At 65.3% G+C, this 19,041-nt stretch carries 19 protein-coding genes; 12 read left to right on the top strand and 7 right to left on the bottom strand.

The window, feature by feature from the left end; all coding sequences use genetic code 11:
- The first annotated feature begins 5 nt into the window (after nucleotides 1–5).
- Nucleotides 6–1,958 (top strand): KUP/HAK/KT family potassium transporter, encoded by a 1,953-nt coding sequence (locus tag CFE35_RS13645; RefSeq protein WP_292931214.1) that lies wholly within the window; start codon nucleotides 6–8, stop codon nucleotides 1,956–1,958.
- Between the two features lie 37 nt (nucleotides 1,959–1,995).
- Here CFE35_RS13645 and CFE35_RS13640 read toward each other — a convergent pair whose 3' ends face one another.
- The 7 genes from CFE35_RS13640 to CFE35_RS13610 all read right to left on the bottom strand — a co-directional run bounded on the left by CFE35_RS13640 (nucleotide 1,996) and on the right by CFE35_RS13610 (nucleotide 8,451).
- Nucleotides 1,996–2,304, bottom strand: a complete 309-nt coding sequence (locus tag CFE35_RS13640; protein WP_292931212.1) for a hypothetical protein — start codon at nucleotides 2,302–2,304, stop codon at nucleotides 1,996–1,998.
- A 123-nt stretch (nucleotides 2,305–2,427) separates the two neighbouring features.
- Nucleotides 2,428–3,000, bottom strand: coding sequence for a urate hydroxylase PuuD (locus tag CFE35_RS13635; protein ID WP_292931211.1), 573 nt, complete (start codon nucleotides 2,998–3,000; stop codon nucleotides 2,428–2,430).
- A gap of 113 nt (nucleotides 3,001–3,113) precedes the next feature.
- Entirely contained in the window at nucleotides 3,114–3,761 is a 648-nt protein-coding gene (locus tag CFE35_RS13630; protein ID WP_292931210.1) for an inner membrane-spanning protein YciB, read from the bottom strand.
- Complete coding sequence (gene ftsY / locus CFE35_RS13625) at nucleotides 3,758–4,711, bottom strand: signal recognition particle-docking protein FtsY (RefSeq protein WP_292931209.1); 954 nt, start codon at nucleotides 4,709–4,711, stop codon at nucleotides 3,758–3,760. Before ftsY ends, CFE35_RS13630 begins: the two co-directional genes overlap by 4 nt.
- On the bottom strand, nucleotides 4,708–5,892 hold the full coding sequence (locus CFE35_RS13620; RefSeq protein WP_292931208.1) for a MiaB/RimO family radical SAM methylthiotransferase: 1,185 nt from the start codon (nucleotides 5,890–5,892) through the stop codon (nucleotides 4,708–4,710). Before CFE35_RS13620 ends, ftsY begins: the two co-directional genes overlap by 4 nt.
- A gap of 24 nt (nucleotides 5,893–5,916) precedes the next feature.
- Nucleotides 5,917–6,726, bottom strand: a complete 810-nt coding sequence (gene dapF, locus CFE35_RS13615) for a diaminopimelate epimerase (protein WP_292931206.1) — start codon at nucleotides 6,724–6,726, stop codon at nucleotides 5,917–5,919.
- 69 nt (nucleotides 6,727–6,795) lie between these two features.
- Nucleotides 6,796–8,451, bottom strand: coding sequence for an EAL domain-containing protein (locus tag CFE35_RS13610; RefSeq protein ID WP_292931205.1), 1,656 nt, complete (start codon nucleotides 8,449–8,451; stop codon nucleotides 6,796–6,798).
- 299 nt (nucleotides 8,452–8,750) lie between these two features.
- On the opposite strand from CFE35_RS13610, the gene ffh reads away from it, so the two are divergent.
- The 11 genes from ffh (at nucleotide 8,751) to CFE35_RS13555 (ending at nucleotide 19,008) form a co-directional block, all read left to right on the top strand.
- On the top strand, nucleotides 8,751–10,259 hold the full coding sequence (gene ffh, locus CFE35_RS13605; protein WP_292931204.1) for a signal recognition particle protein: 1,509 nt from the start codon (nucleotides 8,751–8,753) through the stop codon (nucleotides 10,257–10,259).
- 41 nt (nucleotides 10,260–10,300) lie between these two features.
- Nucleotides 10,301–10,768, top strand: a complete 468-nt coding sequence (gene rpsP / locus CFE35_RS13600) for a 30S ribosomal protein S16 (RefSeq protein ID WP_292931202.1) — start codon at nucleotides 10,301–10,303, stop codon at nucleotides 10,766–10,768.
- Nucleotides 10,769–10,789: 21 nt separating this feature from the next.
- Entirely contained in the window at nucleotides 10,790–11,278 is a 489-nt protein-coding gene (gene rimM / locus CFE35_RS13595) for a ribosome maturation factor RimM (RefSeq protein WP_292931296.1), read from the top strand.
- Between the two features lie 90 nt (nucleotides 11,279–11,368).
- Nucleotides 11,369–12,871: a serine hydrolase domain-containing protein gene (locus CFE35_RS13590; RefSeq protein WP_292931201.1), complete on the top strand. Its 1,503-nt coding sequence runs from the start codon at nucleotides 11,369–11,371 to the stop codon at nucleotides 12,869–12,871.
- 47 nt (nucleotides 12,872–12,918) lie between these two features.
- Nucleotides 12,919–13,281, top strand: a complete 363-nt coding sequence (locus CFE35_RS13585; protein WP_292931200.1) for a hypothetical protein — start codon at nucleotides 12,919–12,921, stop codon at nucleotides 13,279–13,281.
- Nucleotides 13,278–13,652, top strand: coding sequence for a type II toxin-antitoxin system VapC family toxin (locus CFE35_RS13580; RefSeq protein ID WP_292931198.1), 375 nt, complete (start codon nucleotides 13,278–13,280; stop codon nucleotides 13,650–13,652). The genes CFE35_RS13585 and CFE35_RS13580 overlap by 4 nt, the downstream gene beginning before the upstream one ends.
- Entirely contained in the window at nucleotides 13,652–13,993 is a 342-nt protein-coding gene (locus CFE35_RS13575; RefSeq protein WP_292931196.1) for a hypothetical protein, read from the top strand. The genes CFE35_RS13580 and CFE35_RS13575 overlap by 1 nt, the downstream gene beginning before the upstream one ends.
- 89 nt (nucleotides 13,994–14,082) lie before the next feature.
- Nucleotides 14,083–15,390: a C13 family peptidase gene (locus CFE35_RS13570; RefSeq protein WP_292931195.1), complete on the top strand. Its 1,308-nt coding sequence runs from the start codon at nucleotides 14,083–14,085 to the stop codon at nucleotides 15,388–15,390.
- A gap of 77 nt (nucleotides 15,391–15,467) precedes the next feature.
- Nucleotides 15,468–16,208, top strand: coding sequence for a tRNA (guanosine(37)-N1)-methyltransferase TrmD (gene trmD, locus CFE35_RS13565; RefSeq protein WP_292931194.1), 741 nt, complete (start codon nucleotides 15,468–15,470; stop codon nucleotides 16,206–16,208).
- Between the two features lie 2 nt (nucleotides 16,209–16,210).
- Entirely contained in the window at nucleotides 16,211–16,591 is a 381-nt protein-coding gene (rplS, locus tag CFE35_RS13560) for a 50S ribosomal protein L19 (protein WP_292931193.1), read from the top strand.
- Between the two features lie 131 nt (nucleotides 16,592–16,722).
- Nucleotides 16,723–19,008, top strand: coding sequence for a S9 family peptidase (locus CFE35_RS13555; RefSeq protein ID WP_292931191.1), 2,286 nt, complete (start codon nucleotides 16,723–16,725; stop codon nucleotides 19,006–19,008).
- The last annotated feature ends 33 nt before the right edge of the window (nucleotides 19,009–19,041 follow it).

Here is a 19,041-nt window from a genome sequence, read left to right as displayed (position 1 = left end):
TTGCAATGAACGACGCCGTGGTTGACGCTGCACCTGATGCAGGAGCGCAAGGTGCGCCCTGCGCGGCGGAGGCGTCGTCGCTGCCGCCCTCGCGTCAGACCGGGGCGCTTGGCCTCGCGGTCGGCGCGATCGGCGTGGTGTTCGGCGATATCGGCACCAGCCCGCTCTATGCGCTGCGCGATACGTTCGCAGGCCACCACCCGCTCCCGCTCGATCAGCTCCACGTCTATGGCATCATCAGCCTGATGTTCTGGTCGATGATGCTTATCGTGACGCTGAAATACGTCACGATCATCATGCGCGCGGACAACAAGGGTTCGGGCGGCAGCCTCGCGCTGCTCGCGCTGATCAACCAGCACACCACCGGTCGGCGCTGGGGCAAGGGCATCATCCTGCTCGGCGTGCTGGCGACTGCGCTGTTCTACAGCGATTCGATGCTCACCCCGGCGGTCTCGATCATGAGCGCGGTGGAAGGCATCTCGGTCTACAATCCCGCCTTGCACGGCCTGGTCGTGCCGCTGGTTGTGGCCATCGTCATTGCCTTGTTCATGCTCAAGAGCCGCCACACCGGCAAGGCGATCAGCCTCGCTTCAAGCTGGGCGGGGCCGATCATGCTGATCTATTTCGCGACGATCTCTGCGCTCGGCCTGCGCAGCATCGCCGCCGATCCGCAAGTGATCGGCGCACTTTCGCCGCAATGGGCGCTGGCCATGTTCACGGCCGATCCGTGGCACGGGTTCATCGCGATGGGCACCGCCGTGCTGGCGGTGACCGGCGCAGAGGCGCTCTATGCCGATATGGGGCAGTTCGGCCGTTCGCCGATCCGCGTCTCGTGGCTGGTTTTCGTGCTGCCCGCGCTGGTGCTCAACTATTTGGGGCAAGCCGCATTGCTGCTGCGCGATCCTGCCGCGGTCCACAGCCCGTTCTATCTGCTCGCCCCGCCGGGCTTCGAATGGCCGTTGCTGGTGATCGCAACGATGGCGGCGGTGATTGCGGCCAAGGCCGTGATCTCGGGCGCGTTCCTTGTCACGCAGCAGGCGATCCAGCTCGGTTTCATCCCGCGCATGACGATCCGGCACACGTCCGCCAGCGCCGGGCAGATTTACATCCCCACGATCAATTGGGCGCTGATGATCGCGGTGATCCTGCTGGTGCTGGTGTTCGAACGCTCGCGCAATCTCACCGCCGCCTATGGCATTGCCGTGACCGGTGCGATGCTGATCGACAACCTGCTGCTGGCGGTTGTGCTGTTCAAGCTGTGGCAGTGGAAGCCGGTGTTCGCGCTGCCGCTGCTGGCGCTGTTCTTCCTGATCGACGCGACCTACCTCGGCGCCAACCTCGCCAAGATCCCCGATGGCGGCTGGGTGCCGCTGCTGATGGGCGTCGCCATCTTCACCCTGCTCACCACCTGGTCACGCGGGCGCACCTTGATGCGCCAGCACATGGCCGAAGGGGCTTTGCCGCTTGAGGTGTTCACCCGCTCGGCCCACACCAGCGCCGCACGCGTGCCGGGCACGGCGGTGTTCATGGCCTCGGCGGCGGCGGGCGTCCCGTCCGCGCTGCTGCACAACATCAAGCACAACAAGGTGCTGCACGAACGCGTGGTGGTGCTCACCGTCCAGATCGCCGACGAGCCGATGGTCGAGGCAGCGGAGCGCGCGGTGGTCAAGGACATGGGGCAGGGGTTCTACCGCCTGATCCTGCGCTTCGGCTTCATGGAAGAAACGGACGTCCCGGCCGCGCTGTGCGGCGTCTCGGTCTGCGGTGAACCGTTCGACATGATGCGCACCAGCTTCTTCCTCTCACGCCAGACGCTGATCCCGGCCGATGTACCCGGCATGGCGCTGTGGCGCGAAATGCTGTTCGCATGGATGCTGCGCAATGCGGCGGACGCGATGGGCTTTTTCCGCCTGCCGACGAACCGGGTGGTGGAACTCGGTAGTCAGCTGAAGATCTGAGGATGTGTACGCGGGGGCACAGCGGCCCCCGGCGTGATCACTGCTTTGGCGATGGCGCAGGCGAGGGTGTGGGTGAGGGCTTCAAGGCATCCTTTGCCTCGCTGGCGCCCTGCTTGATCCGCTTGCCCATGCGGTCGGCGGCTTCCTCGGCCCGGTCCATGGCTGCATCGGCCTTTGCGCCGATCTTCGCCGCGCCCGTGCTGGTGGCTTCCTGAGTGTCGGTCGCTGCGGTCGAGATATCTTCGCCGGCTGAAGTGATCGTTTCGGCGGCGTTGTCCTTGGTCTTTTCCGAACAGGCGGAAAGAGCAAGTGCTGCGGCAAAGGCCGCAAGAGAAACTGGACGCATGGTTGGGGAGTACCTTTCTGGCGTGGACTTTCGTCCGGAGCGCGCGGTTTCCCTCCCACAAACGCAAACGGCGCGGCGTCCGCTGGGGACGCCGCGCCGTTGTGCGCGCTTATGATCGGTCAATCAACCGAGATTCGCCCTGACCATGCAGTAGAGCATCGGCAGCGAGAGCAGCAGGTTGGTGCGGCTGGCGAACAGCGCGCGGGGCGCAGCAGCGGCCTTTTCCTCTGCGGTGGCTTCGACGATGCCGAGGATCTTCTTCTGGGCGGGCCAGATGATGAACCACACGTTGAACGCCATGATGATGGCGAGCCACATGCCAACGCCGATCAGCTTGACGTTGCCTTCGCCGCTGAAGGTCAGCGCTTCATGGCCGTAGCCATCGACGATCGAGATCGCGAGGCCGGTGATCAGCGTGAGCAGCGCGCCATAGCGGAAGAAGAAGAACACCTTCGGCGCGATGTGCCCGGTGATCGCGCCCTTCTGCTCGGCGGGGATCTTGGGCATGGTCGGCACCTGCACGAAGTTCAGGTAGTAGAGCAGGCCGATCCACAGGATGCCGAAGAAGGCGTGCGCCCAGCGGAACACCGAGTTGCTGTCAACCGGCGCGCTGGCGTGGAAGGCGAGCATCACGCCGATGGCGGCGGCAAGGCCAACCGCCAGCACAAGATGCAGATTTCCAAAGAACTTTGCCATTTATGTTTCCCCCGAAGAGATGGTTTTTTGATGGCTTTCCGGCCACCCAGCCGGTCCAATGCGGTTCATATGCGGGAAAAGGCCCGCTTGTCATGGTATTTTGGTGTCACGTGTTAACCAGAAGGAGGGTTCTCCTCCACCTCGATCTCGGCTTCCTCGCCCAGACCATGCCGCAGCAGCATCGGGATCTGCGCAAAGGTGAAGAGGAACGAAAGGCCGCTCACCCCCCACAGCTTCACCAGTAGCCAGGTATCGAACGAAAGCGTGTGGCGCAGCACTTCGTTGAGCCCGGCGAGGAACAGGAAGAACCACGCCCAATTGCGCGAAAGCTTGAGCCAGCCTTCATCCGAAAGCCCATCAAACGCACTTTGCAGCAGCGTGCGCAGCATTGCCTTGCCGCGAAACAGCCCGCCGAACAGCACGCCTGCAAACAGCAGGTAGATTGCGGTCGGCTTGATCTGGATCCACACCGGATCGCCAAGGAACACCGTGAGCGAGCCGAAGCCCACGATCAGGATGGTGGAGAGCCACAGCATTGGCGAAATGTGGCCCAGCCGCCATTTGGAAATGATCAGCGCGGCCACTGTCGCCACCATGAACACCATGGTGGACTTGGTGACTGCCACCACCGCGCCGAGGCTCTGGTCGCTGCCGTCCTTGGGGCTGAACCAGCGGTAGGCGAGGAAAAACACCAGCAGCGGCCCGTAATCGACCGCAAGGTTGATCCATGAGGACTTGGGCTTGGCAGCAGGCTCGTTCACCGCACCACCCCCGCGATCACCCGCGCCACCAGATCGGGATCGAAGGGCCTCAGATCATCGATCTTCTCGCCCACCCCGATGGCATGGATCGGCAGGCCATATTGTTCTGCCGCCGCCACGAGCACGCCGCCGCGTGCGGTGCCATCGAGCTTGGTCATGATCAGGCCCGAAACCCCCGCGACTTCCTTGAAGATCTCGATCTGCTGCAGCGCGTTCTGCCCATTGGTCGCATCAAGCACGAGCACCACGTCATGCGGCGCTTCCGGATTGAGGCGGCCCAACACGCGGCGCACTTTGGCCAGCTCGTCCATCAGCTCACGCTTGTTGTGGAGGCGGCCTGCAGTATCGACGATCAGCGCGTCGATACCCTTGTCGGTCGCGGCCTTCACCGCATCGAACACGATGGACGCGGGATCGCCGCCCTCTGCGCCCGAGACGATTTCGATGCCCAGCCGGTCCGCCCACACGCGCAGCTGGCCGATGGCGGCGGCGCGGAAGGTATCGCCCGCCGCCAGCATCACCGAATAGTCCTGCTCCTGAAACAAGTGCGCCAGCTTGGCGATGGTCGTCGTCTTGCCTGAACCGTTCACGCCGATCACCAGGATCACTTGCGGGCGCGGGAACGCCACGATCTCCAGCGGCTTGGCCACAGGCCGCAGGATCGCGGCGATTTCCTCGGCCACGGCTTCGGCCAGCGCCGCCTCGTCCACGCCCTTTTCAAACCGCGCGCCCGCCAGCTTGGCACGGATGCGGGCCGCAGCGCGCGGGCCGAGGTCGGACAGGATGAGGGCGTCTTCCAGATCGTCGAGCTGCGCGTCGGTGAGGCGGTTGCCGCCAGCCAGACCGGCAAGGTTCTCGGTCAGGCGGTCAGAGGTCTTGCGCAGACCGCCGAGCAGGCGGTCGGTCCAGCCGCTCGCTGCGTCGTTGGTTGCGCTGTCGTCGGGGGTCATTCCAGCAAGCCTTCGCGGATACGGGTCGGGGTCAGCGTCACGAGTGTGCCCGGCGCGCTGCCTTCCGGCAGGCGGTATGGGGCGAATTCGGGGGAATGGCCGGTTCCGTCGCGCTCGGCAAGCACTTCGCGCGTGTGCCCGATCAGTCCTTCCAGCCAGCGCGCGCGGGTGGCGGCCACCGCGGCGCGCACTTCGGCGGCCCGCGCGCGCACCACTGGCCGCGGCACTTGCGGCATCCGCGCAGCGGGCGTGCCGGGGCGGGGCGAATAGGGAAACACGTGGCCGTGGACGATCCCGCAGTCCGCCACGATGGCAACATTCGCCTCGTGCATGGCAGCATCTTCGGTCGGGAAGCCCGCGATCAGGTCCGCGCCGATGGCAATGTCCGGCCGGGCCGCGCGCAGGCGCTGCGAAAGCGTCACGGCTTCGGCGCGGGTATGGCGGCGCTTCATCCGCTTCAAGGTCAGGTCGTGCCCCGCTTGCAGCGAGAGGTGGACGTGCGGCATCACCCGCATCTCGCCGGTGATCAGCTCGAACAGCAAGCCGTCGATCTCGACACCATCCAGCGAGGAGAGCCGGAGCCGGGGGAGGGCAGGGAAGGCGCGCAGGATCGCCGCGACCAGATCGCCCAGGCGGGGGCTTCCCGGCAGGTCCGCGCCCCAGCCGGTCACGTCCACCCCGGTCAGCACCACCTCGCGCGTGCCGCTGGCGAGATGGCCTTCGACTGCGTGCAGCACGGCGGCGATAGGCTGGGAAACGCTGGTCCCGCGCCCGGCGGGAATGATGCAGAACGTGCAGGCATGGTCGCACCCTGTCTGTACCGGCACGAAGGCGCGGGTATGGCGGGGCGCTGGGACAAGCGGGGCAACCGGGGCAGGGCGCTCAACCCAGGCTGCTGCGTCCAGTTTCGCTGCGTTCGCCACCACGCCGTCGACTTCGGGCATCGCGGCGAACGCGTCCGGATCGATGGTCGCCGCGCAGCCCGTCACCAGCAGCCGCGCATCGGGGTTCGCTGCACGCAGCCGCCGCACCGCGCGGCGCGATTGGCGCACGGCCTCTGCCGTCACGGCGCAGGAATTGACCACCACCGTGCGCTGCTCCGCGCCGCTGATCAGACCCCGGATCGTCTCGCTCTCGGCCAGATTGAGCCGGCAGCCCAGCGTCACCACGCTATCGCTCACAACATCGAACTCACAACATCGAACTCACTGGGGATAGTCGTCCGCTTCGAACGTGCCGGAAAAGCTCAGCGCCGCAGGGCCGGTCATCAGGATCGTGCCGCCCGGTTCCCACGCAATCTCCAGCGGCCCGCCGGGCAGGTCCACGCGCACGGGCCCGGTTACCAGCTTGCGCCGAACCGCCAGCACCGCCGCCGCGCAGGCGCCCGTGCCGCAGGCCCGTGTCAGGCCCGCGCCGCGTTCCCACACGCGCAGCTTGATGTGGCTCGGTCCCATCACCGAGGCGACGCCGACGTTGACCTTTTCCGGAAACAGCGGATCGGTCTCTATCACCGGACCAAGCCGCGCCAGATCGACTCCGTCGGCATCAGGCACGAAGAACACCACATGCGGATTGCCGACATTGACCGCTGCCGGGTTCTCGAGGTCTTCCCAGCCTACCGGCATCGCCAGCGTGTCCATCGCATAGGCCAGCGGTATCTCGTCCCAGCCAAAGCGCGCCGGGCCCATGTCGACACTCGCGCCGTCAGGGGTTGCGGTGGAGGCGATCACGCCGCCCAGCGTCTCGATCCGCTGCGCCCCGCCCAGCAGCATGCCCACCGCGCGCGAGGCATTGCCGCAGGCTTCCACTTCGCTGCCATCGGCATTGAAGATGCGCATCCGCACATCGGCGCTGGTGGAAGGCTCGATCACGATCAGCTGGTCGCAGCCGATCCCGGTGCGCCGATCTGCCAAGGCGGCCGCGCGCGCAGCAGACATCGCCAGCGGCGTTTCACGCGCATCGATCACGATGAAATCGTTGCCGAGGCCATGCATCTTGCGGAAAGGGACACGCATCGCGCCCGTCTAGAAGCCTGCGCAGCGCTCCGCAACGATTTCGCGGATGGGTTTCGGGGTGAGGTCGCCTCAGGCCCGGCGCGCGTCTGGCAGTTGCGGGGGTGCGGCATCCTCGTTCACTTTGCTCAGCAGGCCCTGCTCGGCCAGTTCGCGGCGCACGTCTGCTGCTGAGGCGGGCTTGCCATAGAGGTAACCCTGTCCCTTGAACTGGCCAAATCCGCGCAGTGCAGCGAGCACTTCGGGCGTCTCGATCCCTTCCGCCGTGATCGGCAGCGACATGCCCCGGCCCAGCGAGGAGATCGCCTCGACGATCGAAGCGCTATCGGCGTTCTGGCCGAGCGAGGAGACAAAGCTGCGGTCGATCTTGATCCGGTCGAAGGGCAGCGTGCGCAGCTGCGCAAGGCTGGAATAGCCCGTGCCGAAATCATCGAGGCTGATGCGGATCCCCTGATTCTTGAGGCTGGTGATCAGCGAACGCACCACGCCGATATTTTCGTGCAGGCAGGTTTCGGTGACCTCGACTTCCAGTCGGGCCGGCGGAAACCGCGCCGTGACGAGCAGCTTTAGCAGCCGCTGCGCAAACCACGGATCGCGCAGTTGCAACGGCGAGATGTTGACTGACAGTGTGAGGCGCGGATCCCAATCGCGGGCATCTTCGAGTGCCCGCGCGATCAGTGCTTCGGACAGCTCGCCGATCAGGCCGATTTCCTCGGCCACGGGGATGAACAAGTCCGGGCCTACCACGCCGTGCTGCGGCGAGATCCAGCGCGCCAGCATCTCGAAGCCGGTGATCTCGCCCGTTTCAAGGTCGACCTGCTTTTCGTAATAGGGCACGAATTCACCGCGCGGCAGGCCTTCGCGGATGCTCTGCTCCAGCTCGCTGCGCTGGCGCAGTTCGCGTTCCATGCTGGCCACAAACCAGGCAAAGCGGTTCCGCCCACGACGCTTGGCCTGATACATGGCAAGGTCGGCGCGGTGCAGCAAATCCTGCGCGACTTGCGCCGCGCTGTGGACTGCGCTGCGCGATCCCACCGCCACACCAATAGAGGCCGTCACTTCGGCACGTAGCGCACCCACTTTGATCGGCTGGGCGAGGCTCCCGTTCACGGCCATGGCCAGCCGTTCGATTGCCGCTTCGCTGCATGGCGGGAACACCGCTGCGCAGATGAATTCGTCGCCTCCCAGCCGTGCGACAAGCGCGCGCGGCGGTAGCAGGGCCGAAAGCCGCTGTGCGGTTTCTATCAGCACGGCATCGCCAGCCTTGTGGCCCAGCAGATCGTTGGAGCGCTTGAACTTGTCGAGATCGACCATGAGGATCGCGAGCTCGTCACCATCCCGCCCGGCGCTTTCGACCATACCGGCGATCGCCTCATCGAGGCTGCGGCGATTGAGGCAGCCGGTCAGGGCATCAGTCCGCGCGAGGCGAGTCGCGGTGTCCTCGGCCTCGCGGCGCGCGGCGAGCTCGCCCTGCATTTCGGCATAGCGGCGCCAGCCCAGGATCAGGAGTGCAATGTTGAGGATCAGCGCATTGCCCAGCAGCAGATCGGGGCTGCCTACGCCCGTGATCCAGCTACGTACAATGCCGGTGAGCACAGTGGAGCCGGTGCCGATGAAAAGGAATATCGATGCGACAAGGATGCCAAGCGCGACGAGATCGCGTTCGGCGGGCTCGGGCGAGGCTCCGTTGCCTGCCGCTTCGTTTCTGTCATATCCAGCCTGTGCCATGTCCGGCTTGCTCGATCCTTTAGAGTCCAATCCGGATTTTTAGCCAGTGCCCCTGAAGTTTTGGTTAAGATCGCCTTTCCGGTCTGCCGGTCCGGAGCCGGCTGAGGGTGCCGGGCGGGTGAGGGCTTGCGCGGCGGCGGCGTTTGCCCTAAGCGCCCCGCAACAGTCGGCGGCTCTGCGTGCCGGTTGGATAGTTTTATCCCGGTTTTCCGCGGATACGCACACGCTGGTCGGCGAGGTTTCGCCCACCGGCGTTTTTCGCGTTCTGCCGGGGGCTATCGGGAAAAAGGAGCGTTCGCGTGTTCGATAGTCTGTCAGACCGGCTTGGAGGCGTCTTCGATCGCCTGCGCGGCCGCGGCGCGCTGCGCGAGGAAGATGTCCAGGCGGCGATGCGCGAAGTGCGCATCGCGCTGCTCGAAGCCGATGTCGCGCTTCCCGTGGTCCGCCGCTTCATCGACAAGGTGACCGACGAAGCCACCGGCCAGCAGGTGCTGAAGTCGGTCACCCCCGGCCAGCAGGTCGTCAAGATCGTCAACGACGCGCTGGTCGAGATGCTGGGGTCAGAGACCGCCGATCTCGATCTCAATGCCGCGCCGCCGGTCGTCATCATGATGGTCGGCCTGCAAGGCTCGGGCAAGACGACGACGACCGCCAAGATCGGCAAGCTGCTCAAGGAAAAGCAGGGCAAGAAGGTCCTGATGGCCTCGCTCGACGTCAATCGTCCGGCGGCGCAGGAGCAACTTGCGGTGCTGGGCGAACAGGCGGGCGTGGCCACGCTGCCCATCGTGCCCGGCCAGTCCCCGGTCGATATCGCCCGCCGCGCGGTCAATGCCGCAAAGCTTCAGGCGGTCGATGTGCTGATGCTCGATACCGCGGGCCGCCTCCACGTCGATCAGGCCCTGATGGACGAGATGAAGGCTGTCGCCGAAGTCTCGGCCCCGCGCGAAACGCTGCTGGTGGTCGATTCGCTCACCGGGCAGGATGCGGTCAACGTTGCGCAGAACTTCGCCGGAGAGGTTGATCTCACCGGCGTCGTGCTGACCCGCATGGACGGCGATGCGCGGGGCGGTGCGGCGCTTTCGATGCGCGCCGTCACCGGCAAGCCGATCAAGTTCGCCGCGACCGGCGAAAAGCTCGACGCGATCGAGCCGTTCCACCCCGAACGCGTCGCGGGCCGCATTCTCGGCATGGGCGATATCGTCTCCATCGTCGAAAAGGCCGCCGCGACGGTCAAGGCGGACGAGGCCGAGAAGCTCGCGCAGCGCATGTCCAAGGGTCAGTTCGACATGAACGACCTGCGCATGCAGCTTCAGCAGATGCAGCGCATGGGCGGCCTCGGCGTGCTCGCGGGCATGATGCCGGGCATGAAGAAGGCCAAGGCGGCGATGGCCAATTCGGGCATGGACGACAAGGTTCTGCTCCATATGGACGCGATCATCGGTTCGATGACGCCCAAGGAGCGCGAGCGCCCCGAATTGCTCAATGCCAAGCGCAAGATCCGCGTGGCCAAGGGTTCGGGCACGCAAGTGCAAGACATCAACAAGCTCATCAAGATGCATCAGGAAATGGCGAAAGCCATGAAGCAGATCCGCAAGATGGGCGGCCTGAAAGGCCTTGCTGCCATGTTTGGCGCGGGCGGCGGAATGGGCGGTCCCGGCGGCCCCGGCGGCGGTGATGCAGGCCCCGGCCAGCTTCCCGGTGGCGGGATGGGCGCAGGCATGGGCGGGATGCCCGGCCTCGGCGGTCTCCCCGGCCTTGGTGGCGGCAACATGCCCGCCAATCTCGGTGATCTACTGCGGAAAAAATGATTTCAAATAGCGTATCAAGTTTACACGGAAAGGTTTGATTTATGTCGGTTTCCCTTCGTCTTTCGCGTGGCGGCTCCAAGAAGCGCCCGTATTACAAGGTCGTCGTTGCCAACAGCCGCTCGCCGCGCGACGGCGCCTACCTTGAGCAGGTCGGCACCTACAATCCGCTCCTCGCCAAGGATGATGCGAACCGCGTCCGCCTCGTCGAAGACCGCGTGCGCTACTGGCTCGGCGTCGGCGCGCAGCCGACCGACCGCGTTGCCCGCATGCTCGACAAGGCCGGCATCAAGGAACGCGCCGCTTCGGTGAACCCGAACAAGGGCGAGCCCGGCAAGAAGGCCAAGGAACGCGCTGAAGACCGCGCCAAGAAGATCGCTGAGGCCGAAGAAGCCAAGCGTGAAGCCGAAGAGGCTGCTGCTGCTGCCGCCGCTGCGCCTGCTGCTGAAGTAGCCCCGGCCGCTGAAGAAGCTCCGGCTGAAGAAGCCGCTGCCGAGCAGGCCGAAGGCTAAGCCCAATTGTCTGAAAAGACTATGCGCGATACCCCCGTCACACTCGCCGCCATCACCGGCGCGCATGGGGTGACGGGGGACGTGCGGCTCAAGCTGTTCGGCGAAGGGGTCGCAAGCCTCAAGCCGCACACCAAGTTCAACGGCGGCAGCCTGACGCTTGAAAAGCTGAGGGATGACGGCAAGGGCGGCGCGCTCGCCCGCTTTGCCGAAGTGACGGATCGCACGGCCGCCGAAAAGCTGCGCGGCACCGCGCTCACCGTGCCGCGCGCCAGCCTCCCGCCGTTGGCGGAAGGCGAATACTACTACACCGATCTCATCGGCCTCCCCGCCGTCTCGACCACGGGCGAGGCGCTGGGCACCTGCATCGCGGTCGAGAATTTCGGCGCGGGCGATGTGATCGAAATCCAGCGCCCTGATGCAAAGCGCTTCATGGTGCCGATGCGCCCCGAAGCCGTGCCCGAATGGAGCAGCGAACGGCTGGTGATCGAGGCAGCTTACGCGGCGGACTGATTCTGCTCGCAAGCTTTGCCGGGTAGAAACCGCTTGCCGCAAGGCACACCGCTGCGCAACCTTCGCCCCACTGCGTCAAAGGGGTGGGGTATGCGGATCAAGGCGGCGTTTCTGGCAATCACGGCAGCGTTCACGGTTGCCCCTGCACAAGCACAATCCCCCGAGCCTGCCGCGCTCGATACCGAGATCACCGCTGTCCTCACCAAATGGATGGCCGAAAACCATGTCCCCGGCATGGTCTTCGGCGTAGTGAAGGATGGCCGCCTTGCCTATGTGAAGGCTGAGGGCGTGCAGGACACCGCCCAGAAGCGCCCGGTCACGCCCGATACGCTGTTCCGCATCGCCTCGATGACCAAGGCCTTCACTGCGCTCTCGGTCCTTAAACTGCGCGACGAGGGGCGGCTGGCGCTCGATGATCCGGCGGACCGCTATGTGCCGGAACTGCGCGGCTGGACGTATCCCACCAGCGATTCCCCGCGCATCACGATCCGCGATCTGCTCACCCACAGCACTGGCATGGTGACGGATGACCCATGGGGGGACCGCCAGCAAGTCCTCTCGCAAAGCGCCTTCACCGCGATGCTGCGCGCCGGTGTTCCCTTCACCCGCGCGCCGGAGATGCGCCACGAATATTCCAATCTCGGCTACGCGCTGCTTGGCCGGATCATCGCCAATGTGACCAAGGCGCCCTACCGCACGTTCGTCGAACAGCGCCTGCTCACCCCGCTGGGCATGAGCGCCAGCGGCTTCGATGTCCTCGCCCACCCGAAGGACAAGCGCGCCATCGGCTACCGCTGGGAGAACGATGCGTGGGCCGAGGAGCCGACGATGAAGGACGGCGCGTTCAATGCGATGGGCGGCCTCGAAGTCAGCGCGGCCGACTATGCCAAGTGGCTCGGCTTCATCTCGTCCGCCTGGCCCCCGCGCGATGGCGCAGACACCGGCCCCGCCAAGCGCGCCACCGTCCGCCAGATCGCGCGCGGCGCGAACCATGCGGCACTGTTTCACCGCTATGCCACCGATGGTGACAAGCAGTGCCCCGGCGCGACCGCCTACGGCATGGGCTGGCGTGTCATCACCGATTGCAACTACGGCACAGTCCTCGCCCACGGCGGCGGGTATCCGGGCTATGGCAGCCACGTGATGGTGCTCCCCGAATATGGCGCCGCGCTTTTCGCGCTGACCAACCGCACTTATTCCGGCCCCAGCCAGCCGGTGTGGGACATCGCCGCGCTGCTCACTGCCAAAGGCGTGCTGGTGAAGCGGGTGGAACCCGTCTCGCCCGACCTCGCCGCCTTCTACACTGCTGCGCAGATGGTCTGGACTTCCGGCAACATCGACGCGCTGCAAGGCCGCACTTCGATGAATTTCCCGATGGACCGCACGGCGGCGAACTGGGCCAAGGTGCTGGCGGAAACCAAGGCAAAGTCGGGCACTTGCGAGAGCATCACGCCCATCTCTGCCGAGGGCGCGATGAGCGGCACCTTCACGTGGCAGTGCGAGAAAGGCAGTATCAAGGGCACCGTGCTGCTTGCGCCGACGAAGCCGATCACGCTGCAATCGCTGGGGTTTGCGTTCGAGGGGAAGGATTGATTTCGGCACGAAGTCCGTATATACAATATGTATATACGGAGGTTGTCATGGCGAAGGATGACAAAGTCGCTGAAGAACGAAAGAAATTCACCCTTGGGCGAGTCTTCGGATCCGCGCCATGGATGAAAGTCATCGATAAGCAGCGCCACCGGACAAAGGTCTTCAAGTCGGGAAACTCGCTTGCCGTGCGCATCCCCGCCGGGACCAAGCTCGCGGCAGGGATGGAGATGGAGCTTCTGGTCGAAGACGGCCAGTTCCTCTCCTATGAGCCGGTCGAGCAACCCAAGCGCATGTTCAATATCGCCAAGGTGGCCGGGTCAGCCACCAGCCTCAAGCCGATCCGGCGCGAGGACCGTGTGTTTGAGGAACGCCCCCTGCGCAGCTTCGGAGCCTCTGAGGACAAGGGATGAAGTACCTTCTTGACAGCAATGTCATCATCGCGCTGGTCATGAACAACGACGAAGGCGTGTATGTTCGCGCCTCGCAATGCGAGGCAGGCGACATCGTGACCTCGTCGATCTGCTATGCTGAAGTTGCCTATGGCTCGGCGAACGAGAAGCCGCCTGCGACCGAGCAACTCCGCGCCTTTGTCGAGGAAGTGCCAGTGCTCGATTTCGACTTCAAAGCGGCGGAGGCCTATGCGAGGCTCCCGTTCAAACGTGCGAGCTATGATCGCCTGATCGCCGCCCATGCTTTGTCGCACGATCTCATCGTTGTGACCGACAACGAAGCAGATTTCGCCGATGTTCCGGGGCTCAGGGTCGAGAACTGGACGGTCTGATGATCCTCCCGCTGCTCTTCCTCGGCCTGATCCTGCCGATGCTGCTTGGCTTCTGCCTCGGACGTTGGCGGACTGATCTGAGCCGCCGCCGCATCCTGTGGTACGTCAGCCTGCCGTTTCCGGTCCTGCTCGCCGTGCCGTCGCTCTTTGTGATCGTATCGACCCTGCTCACCCCCGGCAGCCGGTGCGGCACGGATGCCTGCGGCATGGCGATAGGGTTCGGCCTTATGGGACTGGCCGCAGCAGCGCTCTTCCTCGGGCTTGGCCTTGCGCTAGGCTGGGCTGGGCTGGCATTGGCCCGGCGAAATGGCGATGCGCGCCTGACCGAACCCTTCGAATGACCTGGCAGCCGCTGTCCCGGCTCCCCTGGCCAAAGCGGTCAGGACGGGAGGCAAAGCTATCTTAACGCGCTGCGGTTAACCCTGCAGATATGGCGAGCCCGTCCATCCGCACACTCTCCGGCACTGCCGTGCGCTTGCTCACGCTGCAGCGGGTGAGCTTGTGGCGGGTTCCCGGCGATCCGCGCGCTCTGGCCTCGCTCTGGCTCGGGGCTTATCTGGCTATCAAGCTGGCTAGTCCGGACCGGGCCTATTGGTACTATGAGCTCGCCCGCCCGCTGGCGCAGCTTGGCCTCGCGGTCATGGCGGGCCTGCTGGCTGCCGGGCTGCTGGGCAAAGCCGCAGATGCGCTAAGGTTTGCTTTCGGGTTTGTGCTGATCACGGCGATCGGACTGCTCTGTCAGGCAGCATTTTTTCAACTGGCACCCGATGACGATCTCTGGGCGGATTACCTCGTGCCCGCCTTGGCCGTGATTGCGGCGGTGCGCTTCGCTGTTTCCTCCTCCGGCTGGCACCTGCCTGCAGACAAGGCCCGTGCCAGCCTCGCCGCCGCGCTGGTGCTGACCGCCGCGCTGGGCTGGCGTCAGGGCGAGAGCGCGCTGATCCGCTATGCGGCGGAGCGCGAAGATACGCCGCGCCCGACCGAAATCGACGCCGAGCAGCTGTGGATCGCACAGCCTGCGCTGCTCTCGGCCGCGCTGGCCCGGCTTCCCGAACGCACTGGCGCTGGGCCGCGCACTTATGTCGTGGGGGTTGCCGCTGGCGGCATGCAGCGAATTTTCGGGCGTGAGGCGGCCAAGGCGGGCGCAGTGCTTGCCGAGCGGTTCGGGCCAGGGAGCGGCGCCGCCGTGCTTTCCAACAGCGCGGATGATCTGAGCCGCCTGCCTTTGGCCAATCGCACCAATCTGGCCGCCGTGCTGGGGGAAATCGGCCGGCGCGCCGATCCGCAGCGGGATCTCGTCGTGCTCTACCTCGCCTCGCACGGCAGCCGCGATGGCGCGCTTTCAACCGATCTTCCGGGCTATACCCGGCTGCAGCCGATCACCGCCCGCTTCCTTGCCGATGCCTTGCGCAAGGCGAAGATCGGGCGCCGGATGGTTGTCGTCTCGGCGTGCTATTCGGGCAGCTGGATCAAGCCGCTGGCATCCCCCGAGACGATCCTGCTCACCGCCAGCGCCGCTGATCGCACCTCGTTCGGATGCGATGACAAGCGCGACACCACCGTGTTCGGTGAGGCGTTCATTCGCCGCGCGGGAACGCGCGGCACCTCGCTGGAGGATGCGTTCGCTGCGGTGCGCGCCGATGTGAACGAGGAAGAGGCCAGCAGCGCTGACGCCCGCTCGCTGCCGCAGAGCCAGATCGGTGCCAACATGCAGGCGCTGTGGACGGCGCAGGAGTGACTTGAAGGGATTGATCGGGGGGCTTGACCGGGCGGGTTTAAATTGACGCTCGCCAACCTTTGGGGAAGGGGGAACTCATGACCTTCCACGCCACCGTCCTCACGCTCTATCCGGAGATGTTTCCCGGCCCGCTGGGCATCAGCCTTGCCGGCCGCGCGATGGCGGAAGGCAAGTGGGCGCTCGATGCCGTCCAGATCCGCGATTTCGCGGCCGACAAGCACCGCACCGTGGATGACACCCCCGCAGGCGGCGGCGCGGGGATGGTGCTGCGCGTCGATGTGCTGGCCAAGGCTATCGACCATGCGCGGGAAGGGGGGCAGGACCGCCCCGTCATCGCGCTCACACCGCGTGGGCGTCCGCTTACGCAGGCCCGTGTGCGCGAACTTGCGGATGGCCCCGGCGTCATCCTGCTGTGCGGCCGGTTCGAGGGTTTTGACGAGCGCATCTTCGCAGGGCGCGCCGTGGAGGAAGTCTCCGTCGGCGATATCGTGCTTTCCGGCGGGGAGCCTGCCGCGCTCCTGCTCCTCGATGCTTGCATTCGGCTGCTTCCCGGCGTAATGGGCGCGGCTTCTAGCGGGGCAGAGGAGTCGTTCGAGAACGGCCTCCTTGAATATCCGCACTATACCCGACCCCAGGAATGGGAAGGGCGCACGATCCCTGAAGTGCTGCGATCGGGGGATCATGCGAAAATCGCTTCATGGCGGAAACGCCGGTCTGAAGACGATACCCGGTCACGCAGGCCGGACCTTTGGGAGCGCCACACCGGCGTTCGGGTCCAGTCTGCCTCTGGCGCGCAGCGTGAAGTGCAGGACGATTAGTCATGAACATCATTCAGCAGATCGAAGCTGAAACCATCGCCGAATTCAAGGCGAAGAAGACCATCCCCGAATTCCGCGCGGGCGACACCGTGCGCATTGGCGTGCGCGTCGTTGAAGGCGAGCGTACCCGCGTTCAGGCCTACGAAGGCGTGTGCATCGCGCGTTCGAACCGTGGTCTTGGCTCGAACTTCACCGTTCGCAAGATCTCGTTCGGCGAAGGCGTGGAGCGCGTGTTCCCGCTTTACTCGCCCAACATCGACAGCATCACCGTGGTCCGCCGCGGCGTGGTGCGTCGTGCCAAGCTCTATTACCTGCGTGGCCGCACCGGCAAGTCGGCGCGTATTGCCGAGCGCAAGAACATTAAAACCACCACGGAAAGCTGACCGGGGCGGGCTCCATAGCCCACCGCCTGGGGCACCGCAGCGTGCTTCAAGAGGCGCCCCGGCAGAACCGCCGGGGCGCCTCTTTTCGTTTTGCCTCTCTCTTTTTCCAGCTCACCAAGGACACGGCCGCCATGCGACTGCTGACTTTCCTGCTTGCAGCCAGCGCCCTGCTTCCCGCAGCCCCTGTCCTTTCCGCCGAGCCGAAGGAAACCGCCGTGACCGCATCCCAGCAAGCGCCAGAGGACACTGGCGCGCTCACCCTCGAGCGTGTCTTCGCCAGCCCCAGCCTCGCCGGGCCGGTCCCGCGCGCGGTGAAGCTTTCGCCCGATGGCCGCTATGTCACCGTGCTGCGCAGCCGCCCGGACGACCGGGAGCGCTACGACTTGTGGGGCTTTGATCGGAATGCGGGCCAGTGGCGGATGCTGGTCGATTCGCGGAAGCTCTCTTCGGGGCGCGAGCTTTCCGAGACCGAGAAGATGCAGCGCGAGCGCCAGCGCATCGGCGATCTCAAGGGTATCGTCAGCTACGAATGGACCGCAGACAGCCAGGCCGTGCTCGTCCCCATCGATGGCGATCTGCTGCTTGCGGGCCTCGATGGCTCGGTGCGCAAGGTTTCGGGCACCAAGGGCGGCGAGCTTGATCCCTCGCTCAGCCCCAAGGGCGCGCACGTCGCGTTCCTGCGCGAGCGGCGGCTCTTTGTCGGCCCGGTCGATGGCAGCAGCGAAGCGCAGGCGATCACGCCCGCTGAAACCTCCGCCACCGTCCACTGGGGCGAGGCCGAGTTTGTCGCGCAGGAGGAAATGAACCGCTTCAAGGGCTACTGGTGGTCGCCCGATGGCAGCCGCCTTGCGGTGGAGCGCTTCGACGAGGCCAAAGTCGGCACCGTCACCCGCGCGGCCATCGGCGCGGACGGCACCAAGACCTTCGAGCAGCGCTATCCCGCCGCCGGCACGCCCAATGCCGAAGTTTCGCTGTGGGTGATCGGCGCGGACGGGCAGAGCCGGGTGCAGGTCGATCTTGGTGCGGATCAGGACATCTACCTCGCCCGCGTCGATTGGGCGCCCGATGGTAAGACGCTCTATGTCCAGCGTGAGAACCGCGCGCAGACCCGGCTTGACATGCTCAAGGTCGATCCCGCCACGGGCAAGGCTGAAGCGCTGTTCACCGAAAAGGCGGCCGAGGGCAGCTGGATCAACCTTTCGGATGCCTACCGCTTCCTCGCCGATGGCAGCCTGATCTGGTGGTCCGAGCGTGATGGCTTCGGGCATCTTTATCGCTTCGAGGAAAATCATCACCTTGAAAGCCAGTGGCAGCGGCTGACCAAGGGGCCGTGGGTCGTCACCGATCTTGTCGGTGTCGATCAGAAGGCGGGCCGCGTCACCTTCGTCGGCACGCGCGATGATGTGCTTGCGCCGCAAGTCTATGCGCTCGATCTGAAGCAGCCGGAAAAGCTGGAGCGGCTGACCGATCCCGCCTTCCACAACAGCGCCGCGATGGACCGCAAGGGCCAGACCCTCGTCATCACCCGCAGCGCCGATGCCCAGCCGCCGCAATCCTACCTTGCGGACGCATCGGGCAAGCGCCTCGCGTGGATCGAGGAAAACCGGGTTGAGGGCGCGCATCCATATGCGCCGTTCCTCGCCAGCCACCGCACCACTGCATTCGGCACGATCCCGGCGGAAGATGGCACTCCGCTGCACTGGATGATGATCACCCCGCCGCTGGAGCCGGGCAAGCGCTACCCCGTGTTCTCCTACCACTACGGCGGCCCGCACGCGCAAGTCGTCAGCAAGGGCTGGCAGGGCGCGCTGGCGCAGGCGATTGTCGACAAGGGCTATATCTACTTCGCCATCGACGGGCGCGGTTCGGACAATCGCGGGGTGGCCTTCGAAAGCGCCATCAACCGGGCGATGGGTTCGGTCGAAGTGGCCGACCAACTGGCGGGCGCGCGCTTCCTCAAATCGCTCGCCTATGTCGATCCGGCGCGGGTCAGCACCTTCGGCTGGTCCTATGGCGGCTACATGACGCTGAAGATGCTGGAAAAACATCCCGGCGAATGGGCCGCAGGCGTGGCTGTCGCGCCCGTCACGCGGTGGGAGCTGTACGACACGCACTACACCGAGCGTTACCTTGGCGATCCCACCAAGGAGCCCAAGGTCTACGAAACTGCGGGCGCTCTCGCCGATGCCGCGAAGATCAAGGATCCGCTCATGCTGATCCACGGCATGGCCGACGACAATGTGGTGTTCGAAAACTCGACCGCGCTGATCGGCAAGCTGCAAGGTGAGGCCGTGCCGTTCGAAATGATGCTCTACCCCGGCTTCACCCACCGCATCGGCGGGCCGAAGGTCAGCAAGCATCTCTACGAAACCGTATTCCGCTTCCTCGACCGTCACGGTGTGGGTAGCGGGAACTGAAATGCTCTCTCCCCTTCAGGGGAGAGATACGAA

This window comes from Novosphingobium sp. PASSN1 (assembly GCF_002278815.1).
This window is presented reverse-complemented; position numbering and strand designations above follow the sequence as displayed.